The sequence below is a fragment of the Nostoc sp. XA010 genome (genome assembly GCF_020829625.1).
Classification (GTDB): Bacteria; Cyanobacteriota; Cyanobacteriia; order Cyanobacteriales; family Nostocaceae; genus Nostoc.
The window spans coordinates 1-11,130 of the sequence record NZ_JAIVFX010000074.1 but is presented as its reverse complement, the minus strand read 5'-3'; the positions used below and the strand labels follow the sequence as shown (position 1 = coordinate 11,130).

Below are 11,130 nucleotides of genomic sequence, written 5' to 3'. Positions count from 1 at the left end.
AACTGGAATCGATACCCAGCCATGAATTCCCAACCCTCCTGTTACCGCCAAGCCTGTCATCATCGGAATTAGGGAAATACCCTGCTCCTTCCAAAATGAAGGCGATTTCCAAGCTGCAAAGGGATCGATCTTGCTAGGTGAATCAGACGAAGCCTGCGGCAGTTGGATATCAGATCGGATTTTAACGCCAAAATTTGCGGTAATGAGAGTTTATCTTCATCAAAATTAACTACCAAACTACCCGTTTGTTCGTTTACGGCAACTTCCCTTACTTCTTCTATGGAGCGTAAATCTTGAGCTATGTTGTCTAATATCAAGTTAAGACTACTGTCAGTAGTACGCAGTCGCACGCGCCCGGTAGTTACATGAACTATTTGCAAGGCACCTGAAAGCTGTGACTGCGTAACTAAAGTGATCGCTTTAGGTGTAATATGTTTCGTTCTATTACTTTGTTGTGTAGAAATTGAGTCAGATGATATTTTACCCGATGCACTTAATTTTTCGTGATTACTGATAATTTTAGCCATTTACTCGATTACCAACATCTCAATTAAGTTAAAGACTAGGTTAACAATAGGTTAAATCTAACATGTAGTTATGGGGTTAAATCTATTTCTCTCGGATTATTTTCTATTAAAAGTTATTAAGATTTGCTGTATATATCCTTGTTTAATTAGATACGTCTAAAGTCAGTAAACCAAAAAGTTTTTTGCTGTAGTAGAGGGTTTTTCACCCTCCCTATCTACAGATAATTAAACATCTTGCTTTCTTGCTTCGATTATTGTTTTCCAACAGCAAAGTAGTTAAGCATGATCAAGTTACTAACCATATATTAATCAAGGACGGTTCAGCTTTTGGTAAATTAGAAGGCGTTGGCTTCTACCGTGCAATATAAAACTGCCCTAAACGAAAGCTAGAGCAGTTTTTGATACAAGTAAATTGTATAGGGGACAATTAATCTTGCCCCCAGTTTATCCATAGTAAGTACCGTTATATAATACTATTCACCTCAGGTTTCGTGCTTTACGCAAAAAACGAATAATCTTGAAGTTGCCATTACAAAGTTTAGAGGTCAGCATCAGTCAGCGCATCACAGACGGCAACTGTGATTTTGAGCTTCTTCCTTGGTAGGTCACAGAATATGGTTGCTGGTGATGGGGTCCTGGGTAAGCAAATCTGGGGATGGAGTTCGTAAGGTTTGAGAGAAAGTCGCACATAACGTAATCTATAAGCTTCTTGCAGTTAATCAAAGCCATAGAGGGAAAAGAAAACTATGTCTTCCAATCAGTTCAAGAATTCGATGAAAGTAGAAGTTGTCCCACCTAACCCAAAGTGGCCAGAGGACTTTGAGGCAGAGTCAAAGCAAATTGCATTGGTGATGGGAGAAAATATTATTTCGATTCACCATATTGGTAGTACTGCAATTTGGGGCATTTATGCTAAACCTGTGATTGATTTTTTGATCGAAGTCAAAGATATTCACAAAACTGATGAACAAAGTGCAGCAATGGTAGCGATAGGGTATGAAGACATGGGCGAATTTGGGCTAACTGGTCGGCGTTACTTCCGTAAGAACAGTTTACCTGGGATTAGAACTCACAATATTCACACATATAAAGTTGGTTCATCCGGAATTAGGCGACATTTAGCGTTTCGTGATTACATGATTGCTCATCCTGAAGCTGCTCAAAAATACAGCCTCTTAAAGCGCGAGTTAGCAAAAAAATATCCTCAGAATATTGAAGGGTATATGGATGGCAAAGATGAGTTTATCAAAGCGATGGAGAAAAAAGCCCTGGAGTGGCAAGCCCTAATTTGTTAAGAGTCAATGTACAGATGGAGGAAGTAGCGTAGGCGCAGCCCGTCGTAGACATCGCTCTTACGGGACGTAGCCCATCCCCTCTCCAATCGATTTTGTCTCTTATTGCCGAAAGCCCTGCTGATATAGGCTATTGGAGTGATGAGCAGCGTGTTGATGGGAAATCTGGCGCGAAGTCGCAGAAATTATAGGATTGCATTAATGGCTTTCATAACTAATTATTAGATATTGCCTTACCGCCAAAAATTACAATGCTTTCTTAGTTGCACATCCAAGGTATAGATGAGCCATCAAATCTGAAAAATTTTCAGGTGTGAACTGCTTTAGCTCTACATGGTCAAAATGCTGTTCTACCAATTTTTGAATATCTCGATTCAGGTGACATCCATCTGCTACGACTTTTTGAATAGGTGTCAAGCGATGCTGCCAAACCTGTACGCTAGGCTTATCACTCAACCCATGTTCCACGAAAAAGAACCTACCACCCGGTTTTAGTACTCGATAAACTTCTTGGAGTGCTTGCTGTACATTTGCAATACTGCACAAAGTCCAAGTGCTGACCACACTATCAAATGTATTGTCTGGCATCGGGAGATTTTCACTTGATAGCAGGAGTTGTTCAACTATGATACCAGAGTCACTAATCCGCTTGTTTGCCAAAGCATTCATCCCAGGATTCACGTCAACTGTAGTGATTTTGTGAATACTATAAGGATAGTAAGCCAAATTTAATCCAGTTCCAAAACCAATTTCCAGAACTTCTCCTGTTACATCAGCTAACAATGCCTGACGATATTTAGCTAAGTTTGGAAGTGACAAACTCCAGTCGAGAAGACGTGGAAAAATAACTCGCGAGTACAACCCCATAATTCTTAACCCTTGACAATTTAATTTTATGCTTAGTAGGGACGTTGAGCGAGGAAATCTGTAGAACAGTAGATTATTGTTGCTATTGCTTAGTTATGTTTTATCTCTAAACCTTGCCACAGATATCAACAGGCAATAGAACGGTAGGGTTTCCACATTTGTCCTAAATCTTCTACAGTCTTTTTATTAGGAAGCTCTGCTAAACTATAAATTCTGCGAATCCCTGCACGAATACCCAAGTCATCAACAGGTAGAACATCAAGCCGATGTAAGCGAAACATAAGCAGCATCTGCACTGTCCAACGCCCAACGCCTCTTATTGGTGTTAAAGCTTCGATAATTGATTCATCTTCCATTGCCATTGGGACTTTAAAAGCGTTGAGGATGTAGGAAAGTGCGAAAGTCTTAGATGATAGCAAGCATCTACCCTACATCCGGAGGGTTTGAGGCAATGATAATTCCTTCTCTGGAAACCTTTATATCACCAAATTAAATGAACTCTAGTAGTCAGAGATAGATTTATATTTAAATAGTAGCCCGACTCCAAGTTAAGTTAACTAAATCTAAAACGTAATCATCCGAGTTCTCTATATAATCTTCTGATTTTTCATTACCCATTACACACAATTTACCGCCAGTAATATAAATTTTATCTTGTTCTTTGTAGCAAGCTTTGTGATGACTAATCCATCCTGGTTTATTACCAGTTGTTTCTAATTTTTCTATTTTAAAGCTATGCCAATTTAATCTATAAACTGGAATTTCATTATAGATTCTTGCATCGGCATATCCTAAATTACCAATAATATATATGTATTTTCCAACTAATGTAGCTGAATGAAAATCAGTTGGCGGAAAAATATCTTTGGGATAACCAAAAATCTGAAAATTACCATCACCTTGATAAACTACAATATCGTTATATATACAAAAATCAGGATCGTAGTAGTCTTCATGCTCACCAGCAATTTCGACAATTCTGCCATCTGGTAATTCTGTAATTGTTCTGCCAAATCGATCATAGCACCATGCTTTATCTTGCCAATTCTCTCTATCGTTAAAAAGATTTTTGGCTGTATAAGCAGAACAACCCTCAGAAACCATCGCCTGCCAAAAGGGGATTTTCATCAATTCTGGATTAGCTTTACCAAAGCGCGGATGTTTGCCAGCAAAATATTGTTTTGGCGATAATTGTGATAATGAGAATTTGCTGTTGACAATGCCGGTCAGCGATCGCCGCATATCATCGTTAATATCGCTCACATCTTCGCCAGCTGCAATTAACATTCTAACAATTTCCTTGTTTGTAGCTATCTTGATGGCTTTGTCATCGCAATTATTGATTCTGCTAGGGTTTGCGCCAGCCTCTAGTAAAATTTTGACGCAATCAGTAGCACCATGCTCTGCTGCGATTATTAACGCAGTGTTACTAAAGTCATCAGTGGCTTCAATATCAAATCCCTCTGCAATTAGCCACTGTAGGACTTCGAGCCTATTATTTTCTATCGCATACATTAACGGTGTTTTTCCGCAGTTTCCCACATCGTTGGGATTTGCTCTTGCAGCTAGGAGTAATTTGGCTTTAGGTAGTTCACCCACCTGAATACTCAATAACCAAGGGGTTCTATGCCAACAATCACGCACATCTTGATCTGATCCTTGCTCCAGCAATAACAATACTTGCTCTAAGCTCCCAAAAACTATAGCGTGCATTAATTCTGTCCATCCCAGTTGCTCTGGGTTAGTACCCGCGTTCAATAATAATTTGACAGCATCAAATCTCCCAAGATGAGCAGCTACTTTGATTGCAGACTCACCATAGCTACTCATGCCATTGACAGCAGCACCTCTAGAAATGAGTAAATTCAAAGTTGGTATTAAGTTTTGATCTTGCAAAATATCTCGACCATGCATGGCATTGATTAAGACATCATATCCGTCTGGGCTTTGATAGTTAATATCCGCTCCAGCATCCAGAATCAGTTGGATTTTTTCTAGATTTCCTGACTGCACAGCCAACCCAAGTACGGTATTTTGAGATTTTTGTTGAACAGCATTCACATTAGCGCCATGTTCCAAGAGGAAGCGAATCATATCAACACCTGCATTGGCGCTACTAACCGCATACATTAATGGTGTTTGCTGGGAATACTCGTCTACGCGCTCAATATCAACCCCATTGGCTATTTTACGTGCGACTCCTGCAATATCTCCCTGCTGTGCATAAATATGAATTTTTTGCATAATTTTTCTGAGCTAACTTCTGAATTGGCGAAAAATTCTTGTGGCAACGCCTGCTTTTAACTTAGTCGATTTTAAGATAAGCTTTGTTGATTGAGAAGTCACATAGATTGCAAAAATACATCGTCATGAGTCAGGGTGTATATCCAGATAATTGGAAAGAAATTGCAACAGCGCTAAAAGCTGACTGCGATTGGCATTGTACTAAATGTGGTAAGGTCTGCTTACGTCCTGGGGAAAAACCTATTGATTGGACAAAATCTCAGCGCAAAGCTCATACACTTCAGGTACATCACTGGAATTGTGACCCTGGTGACAATCGGCTGGAGAACTTGGCTTGCCTGTGTAGTGGCTGTCACCTTTACTACCATCGATTTGGACGCGGGAATATTTCTCCGGGACAGTTGTCACTGTTTGCCCAAAAGAAAGTTAGCTAAAATTTAACCGATTGCAGATGTGAGCGCTCACGCTTTTTGAGCATTGTTAATTTTCATGTGTTGCTAGAAATTTATTCCTTTTTCCCTTTCTTAATAAAAGGTAGTGATGCTAGATTTCGATTACTTGCAATGGTTTGAGGTGATTATATGAACAAAGGGGAATTAGTAGATGCTGTAGCAGCCAAAGCCAACATCACAAAAAAGCAAGCTGATGAGGTGATTAGTGCTTTTTTAGAAGTCGTGACTGAGGCTGTAGCCAATGGGGAGAAGATAACGCTCGTTGGGTTTGGCTCATTTGAGCGGCGTGAGCGCTCCGAGCGTGAGGGGCGTAATCCCCAAACCAATGAGCCAATGACTATTCCAGCGACCAAAGTGCCTGCATTTTCTGCTGGGAAACAGTTTAAAGAAAAAGTAGCGCCATAGATTAATTGCTTTACCACTGGCAATCCAATCACTGCAAAGCCACAATCGATTAATTCAAGTATCGAATCGACTATGAAACTTTGGCTGCTTCTTAGGGAGTAACGTTACTACAATTCTGCTATTACTACCGTACCAACAAATCTGTTTCTGTTAAAATCAGAAGTTCAGCAATTTCAGTCTCAGTTACTGGCGGCAAATCACCACTACAAGGAACACAAGTTTTTTGTAGTAAAGCTTCCACTGTTTTTGCTCATTCACGAGTCACAATTTCAATTAAGTGTGCAGTAAGACATCGTTTATTATGAAACTGGGCTTAGTCATCTTCATCCATTAAGCGACAACGGCTTTGGGTCTTGCAAGCTTGTCGAGAAGAACGCTCTCGTACAATAGTCGCTAAATCTGGTCGTCCTGTTAGAAAAAGTCGCCAATCTGCCCAAATTCCATATAGGAAGTCGGCAATAGCACCGATAACTGGTAAGGAAGTTGCAGCATAGACCCAACCCATCCCCAGAATTTCGTAAATGCGATGGAAAACTTCAACATTTTTAACTAGCGTTCCGTTTGGCAACACAGCATGAATACGCCCCATTGCAGTTTCATAGTCAACACCGCCATCTGCTTGAGGATTGTAGTCATCAGCTGCAATATCTACAAACGCCACCAGCCCTCGACCCGCGTCCCGCTTTTTCAAAAAGTTAACCTCACGCACACACAAGGGACATTGGCCGTCATACAGCAGTTTGATTTTCCACGACGGCAGAGTGGATAAAGGCTGGTCTAGAGAGTTGTTACAACCGTAGGATTGGATTTGTGGTGAGGACATTTTGGGATCTTAACTAAGTTTATTTCCTTACATCAAGCGTAACGCCTCTGGAATTATAGGGTTTAGCACATTTGAGCGACGCGTAGCTTGCCGCCGTAGGCATCGCTACTAGCGTGAAGGGTAGTAATTCCAAAACCCAAGAGGTAATGACAATTCCAGCCACTAGAGTGCCTGCATTTTCTGCTTGTTACAGTTTAAAGAAAAAGTAGCGCCATAAAGCATAAGTAAGCCACCCTACCCAAAAGGCTGCCCCCAGCGCTCCCAGTTCTCCTTATTAAATAAACTGCGCCACTTCAAAATAAGATTTGACTCCAACTCTTGCCGTGCGGGTCGATCAACCGGAGCATCCCACCAAAATGCGGCGTTGACTGCTGGAGAGTAACCCATAGCGATAATGTAAATCCTGGTAGCTGGCGATGTAATCTTTGCAGGCGTGTATACCCTGCCATCGCTTGTTACTGCGGCACGTTTCGCCCACGTACAACACAACAGAAGCCGCCGAGTCTATGATGAAATACAGACAAGTTGACCCAGGACTATCAACTGGCATTCGATAAAACGACATTGGCACAAGCCGCAGCAAGAGTGGATCAATTTGGTCTGAGTCGCAGTGCTTAGGGGTAAGGTCAAATAATGCCGTCTGCTGTGGTGGTTTGTTCTCTCTCACCTTCTGCTGATATTCAAAAATCTGAGATTTCCACTTCAACAGCGCCTCAAGACTCATTACCAGTGTCTCTGCTGTGCGTGCTGGTGTGACGGTCAAATCAGAAAATAAATTTAGCTGCTTGGGTTCCAAGGTGATTAATGGGAATGTACAAACCAGTTGATTATCGCGCAGAACTGGATGGAGTCAAACCTGTTAGCAGCTTACTAGAGTGATCGCTGTGTTGATTTTGGGCATTTTAAAATAGCGTTTACTAAATACAGCTATGTTTAAAGGATTCGGTGGCCCAAAGAAAAAATCAGTGCTTGAGGACAATGAACTGACTACAGGCATTGTACAGCATCCAGTTACCAAACGTTGGCAGACTTGGATATCATTTACTGGTCATGATATCGGGTTCATTACTGGGCAAAAAAAGTTCTTAGGCGAGTCCATCGCATGGAGGAAAAGGTAAAGCGGTTAAATACTATTTGGATGGATGGTGGCTATCGGGGAGAAAACTTTATGCGGTGGGTTATGGATATGTTTCGTTGGATTGTGGAAATTGTCCTTAGAGGATGTTTTAAAAGGGTCTTTTGCTCTCATAGTTAGCACAGCGAAGTATCTTAGTAGATGGCTAAAACCTTAATTTTTCGTTGCACTTAACCCAGTACAGAACGGCAAAATTATACCTTTTGCGACTTTTAAAACATCCTCTTAAGCTCACCTTTCCCCCCGACTATTCAATTATCATTAATTAAAGGATAATGTCGCTTGTGGGATTTCCTGCTACCACGAATAGTGCTAGTGCTGGCGCTCCTTGGATCTGAATCTCGAAGTCGGCGTCAAAATCGAAATTGGTGTTACCTCGAAGAATACCTCCTACATACCTAATCTGACCAACTGCGGAGAATGCGGCGGTCTCAATGTAAGTGAAGGCTTGATCTCCATCTATAAAGGGGTTGGCATCAATGGTAGATAGATCAATTTGGTCACCTGCTAAGTTACCGTTTCCAACGAAGTCAGTGATAACATCTTGCAACAGACCAGGTTTACTCTCAGAAACTGAGTTGAAATCGAAAATATCGTTACCTGATCCTCCAGTCAGAAGATCAGTTCCACTATCGCCAATGAGGCGATCGTTGCCACTACTACCGTTAATGGTATCGTTGCCATTATTACCGGATAATTGGTTATTTTGGTTGTCGCCAACAATGGAGTCATTTGCATTTGTGCCGATGACATTATCAAAGTTGATTGCAGTAAATGACAATGTTCCCAAAACAGGAACGTTATTGGCAGCCAAACTTTGGGTTTGCAGGTTAACGGTGATAGATACCTCAGGCAAAGATTGGGATGTATCTATGGTATTGTTGGCAACATTTGCATTAGCAATAATCTTTTCTACTTTAAAGAGTTGGTCTTGCCCCAATCCTCCAGCTTTTTGAATGGTTCCGACACCTGACAAGGTAATGGTTTGGCCTAGTTGACTGTAGTCTACGGTATCAATGCCATCTCCACCATTGATGTTGTCGTTACCCTGACTGCCTTTGAATGTGTCATTGCCAGCACCCCCATTGAGGATATCATTGCCACTACCGCCATTAATAGTATTGTTGCTTTGGGCCAGAGATACAAAGACAGCATTCTCACCAAAACCAACGATATCAGCTCTACCATCTCCGTTGACATCAGCTAGCTGTCGTGGATATTTATCAAAGCTAATCCATCCTCCACCGTTGACATTAAATCCATCATTTGCCTGAAATTGAGAACCAAATTTTCCATTGGTTTGACCTAAAGATACAAAGACAGCATTCTCACCAAAACCAACGATATCAGCTCTACCATCTCCGTTGACATCAGCTACCTGTCGTGGATATTTATCAAAGCTAATCCATCCTCCACCGTTGACATTAAATCCATCATTTGCCTGAAATTGAGAGCCAAATGTTCCATTGCTTTGACCTAGAGATACAAAGACAGCATCCTCACCAAAACCAACGATATCAGCTCTACCATCTCCGTTGACATCAGCTAGCTGTCGTGGATATTTATCAAAGCTAGTCCATCCTCCACCGTTGACATTAAATCCATCATTTGCCTGAAATTGAGAACTAAATGTTCCATTGCTCATAAAATACTCCTGTAATACACGTCAATTACAAAGTAAATAGTTTCAAACATTGAATTTTTGAATTTCACACTTTCATCACACTTAGGACTCAGTGCGTAGGCGAAGCCCGCCGTAGGCATCGCTGCACCCGTTGCGTCACAATTTGGCTTCTCAAATTCTCTAATATCTTTTTTCCTTCCTTAGCATCATTCAAAGACGATATCTTTACCAGCATCACCCAGAAGGTAATCGTTTCCACCTCCTCCACTAATGAGGTCATCTCCATTGCGACCTGAGACTATATCACCGACATCTAAACTAGTTATGATGTCATTCCCATCAGCACCATTCAGTGTATCCGCATTAGGCGTGCCTATTATTATTTGAGTATCATCCTTATCTACACTATTAAATGTATCTGTTTCTAGTTCTTTTAGTATTTCTAATTGAGTATTCTCATTTGTAGAAAATACTGGTTTAATTATTCCTGCTTCTGAAGTATCGAATGTACTTGCTGTCGGATCTCTTAATTCTTTTAATTCTTGTTGTTCTATGCTAAGTGTTGCCATTTATTGACCTCATTTTGTTAAATAACCTTGATGACACAACTATTTTTGCTTAATTAAGACAGAGCTACTTTTGTCTAGCATTAATGTTGCAGAAAAGAGTGAGCATTTGAACTATCAAAAGCATTTTTAACTTCATAGAGTCGGTATGAACGTGTGTAACTCATGGTTGAACTATATGAAATAATACGAACATAGCTATACTCATATATCAGCTTCAGACTGTGAGTTTTACGCGAAGTATTAACTATTGTTACAATTGTTTACAGAACCTAGAAAATACTATATTAAAGAATTATTAGTTAGAAACACTGAAGTTCGCGCAACATTCTTAGGAAATATGTAAGGATTCAGGTCTAAAATTGCGGAAGTAAAGAAGGGCGAGACAGATAATTATTAGAGTCAGCCAGTAGAGATTGAGCAAAAAAATCAATGACATATCTACCTTGACGACGGCAAGTCTGCACCACCGTCAGTAAATTAGCAGTGTGTTGAAACCGCTCCATTGAACGGGAACCACCACTAACTTTACGTTTAGTAACAGCCAAACGAAGCGAGCGTTCGGCCTGTGTAGCGTTCGCTGTTCTCAAGACAGGATATGGCAATGTTAGGGGAAATGTGAGTGTTGAATTGCAGATGTTACACAAGTGCGATGGCGTAACCGCCCGCCGTAGGCGATCGCTTGCTGTTGCGTCTACAGCACAAAAGAGCAGCCCCAAGTTAACTAACAAGTTGGGTTATTAATCTAACGTTACTGGTTTTATTAGTTACTTTTAATTAGTTGTCTGGGCATCATAAGTATTATATGAACCTATCCCACTATTCTAAAAATCCCTACTTTTTTTCGTAACCCACATTCCGCACCCTAAACTGTCACAGAGAGAAATTACGGAGATAAAAAATCCAAATGAGCATAAAAACAAACATATTGAGTGAAAAAAGGCCTTTTAGAAACAGTAAATCACCAAAAATGGCATGAAAACCTATTCTCAATAAGGAGCAATAAGAATGAACACCACCCAGAGGAGTCAACAGATAAATAAATGAAGAGATTCAAGAAAAAAGCATAAATATACAGCAGATTCGGAGTTTATGAGGTACAGTAGCAGCAATTTGTAAACCAATTTTTGAGATGTTCAGGATTAATTAATTCAAGTGCTATTTTAATTAAACCATCGACTCCACATGTAGTCTT

12 protein-coding genes and 2 pseudogenes are annotated in these 11,130 nt (G+C 40.5%); 4 read left to right on the top strand and 10 right to left on the bottom strand.

Going from position 1 to position 11,130, the window contains the following annotated elements; translation table 11 throughout:
- Positions 1-68: 68 nt before the first annotated feature.
- Positions 69-527 (bottom strand): HMA2 domain-containing protein, encoded by a 459-nt coding sequence (locus tag LC608_RS34825; RefSeq protein ID WP_229557895.1) that lies wholly within the window; start codon positions 525-527, stop codon positions 69-71.
- Positions 528-1,273: 746 nt separating this feature from the next.
- On the opposite strand from LC608_RS34825, the gene LC608_RS34820 reads away from it, so the two are divergent.
- Entirely contained in the window at positions 1,274-1,822 is a 549-nt protein-coding gene (locus LC608_RS34820) for a GrpB family protein (protein ID WP_229557894.1), read from the top strand.
- Between the two features lie 243 nt (positions 1,823-2,065).
- On the opposite strand, the gene LC608_RS34815 is transcribed toward LC608_RS34820, so the two are convergent.
- The 3 genes from LC608_RS34815 to LC608_RS34805 form a co-directional block, all read right to left on the bottom strand.
- Positions 2,066-2,686: a class I SAM-dependent methyltransferase gene (locus tag LC608_RS34815; RefSeq protein ID WP_229557893.1), complete on the bottom strand. Its 621-nt coding sequence runs from the start codon at positions 2,684-2,686 to the stop codon at positions 2,066-2,068.
- 125 nt (positions 2,687-2,811) lie between these two features.
- On the bottom strand, positions 2,812-3,105 hold the full coding sequence (locus LC608_RS34810; protein ID WP_229557892.1) for a DNA-3-methyladenine glycosylase: 294 nt from the start codon (positions 3,103-3,105) through the stop codon (positions 2,812-2,814).
- A 106-nt stretch (positions 3,106-3,211) separates the two neighbouring features.
- Positions 3,212-4,930, bottom strand: a complete 1,719-nt coding sequence (locus LC608_RS34805) for an ankyrin repeat domain-containing protein (RefSeq protein WP_229557891.1) — start codon at positions 4,928-4,930, stop codon at positions 3,212-3,214.
- A 125-nt stretch (positions 4,931-5,055) separates the two neighbouring features.
- Between LC608_RS34805 and LC608_RS34800 the strand changes: the two genes are divergently transcribed.
- Together LC608_RS34800 and LC608_RS34795 are read left to right on the top strand one after the other, a co-directional pair.
- The gene (locus LC608_RS34800) at positions 5,056-5,364 is read left to right on the top strand and encodes an HNH endonuclease (protein ID WP_229557890.1); all 309 of its coding nucleotides are present in this window, start codon (positions 5,056-5,058) and stop codon (positions 5,362-5,364) included.
- Positions 5,365-5,511: 147 nt separating this feature from the next.
- Positions 5,512-5,787, top strand: a complete 276-nt coding sequence (locus LC608_RS34795) for an HU family DNA-binding protein (protein WP_229557889.1) — start codon at positions 5,512-5,514, stop codon at positions 5,785-5,787.
- Between the two features lie 313 nt (positions 5,788-6,100).
- On the opposite strand, the gene LC608_RS34790 is transcribed toward LC608_RS34795, so the two are convergent.
- The gene (locus tag LC608_RS34790) at positions 6,101-6,610 is read right to left on the bottom strand and encodes a thiol-disulfide oxidoreductase DCC family protein (protein ID WP_229557888.1); all 510 of its coding nucleotides are present in this window, start codon (positions 6,608-6,610) and stop codon (positions 6,101-6,103) included.
- 116 nt (positions 6,611-6,726) lie between these two features.
- On the opposite strand from LC608_RS34790, the pseudogene LC608_RS37760 reads away from it, so the two are divergent.
- Positions 6,727-6,827, top strand: a pseudogene (locus tag LC608_RS37760) (HU family DNA-binding protein); the annotation flags it as partial.
- A 117-nt stretch (positions 6,828-6,944) separates the two neighbouring features.
- Here the strand turns inward: LC608_RS37760 and LC608_RS34785 are convergent.
- From LC608_RS34785 to LC608_RS34765, 5 genes and pseudogenes are all read right to left on the bottom strand, one after another.
- Positions 6,945-7,406 carry a GIY-YIG nuclease family protein gene (locus LC608_RS34785; RefSeq protein ID WP_229557887.1) on the bottom strand — a complete coding sequence of 154 codons (462 nt, stop codon included), beginning with the start codon at positions 7,404-7,406 and terminating at the stop codon, positions 6,945-6,947.
- Between the two features lie 604 nt (positions 7,407-8,010).
- Positions 8,011-9,390 (bottom strand): FG-GAP-like repeat-containing protein, encoded by a 1,380-nt coding sequence (locus LC608_RS34780; protein ID WP_229557886.1) that lies wholly within the window; start codon positions 9,388-9,390, stop codon positions 8,011-8,013.
- A gap of 185 nt (positions 9,391-9,575) precedes the next feature.
- Positions 9,576-9,938 (bottom strand): hypothetical protein, encoded by a 363-nt coding sequence (locus tag LC608_RS34775; RefSeq protein ID WP_229557885.1) that lies wholly within the window; start codon positions 9,936-9,938, stop codon positions 9,576-9,578.
- Between the two features lie 353 nt (positions 9,939-10,291).
- Positions 10,292-10,501 (bottom strand): annotated as a pseudogene (locus tag LC608_RS34770) (IS66 family transposase); the annotation flags it as partial.
- Between the two features lie 307 nt (positions 10,502-10,808).
- Positions 10,809-10,988: a C4-dicarboxylate ABC transporter gene (locus LC608_RS34765; protein WP_308189976.1), complete on the bottom strand. Its 180-nt coding sequence runs from the start codon at positions 10,986-10,988 to the stop codon at positions 10,809-10,811.
- Positions 10,989-11,130: the final 142 nt, after the last annotated feature.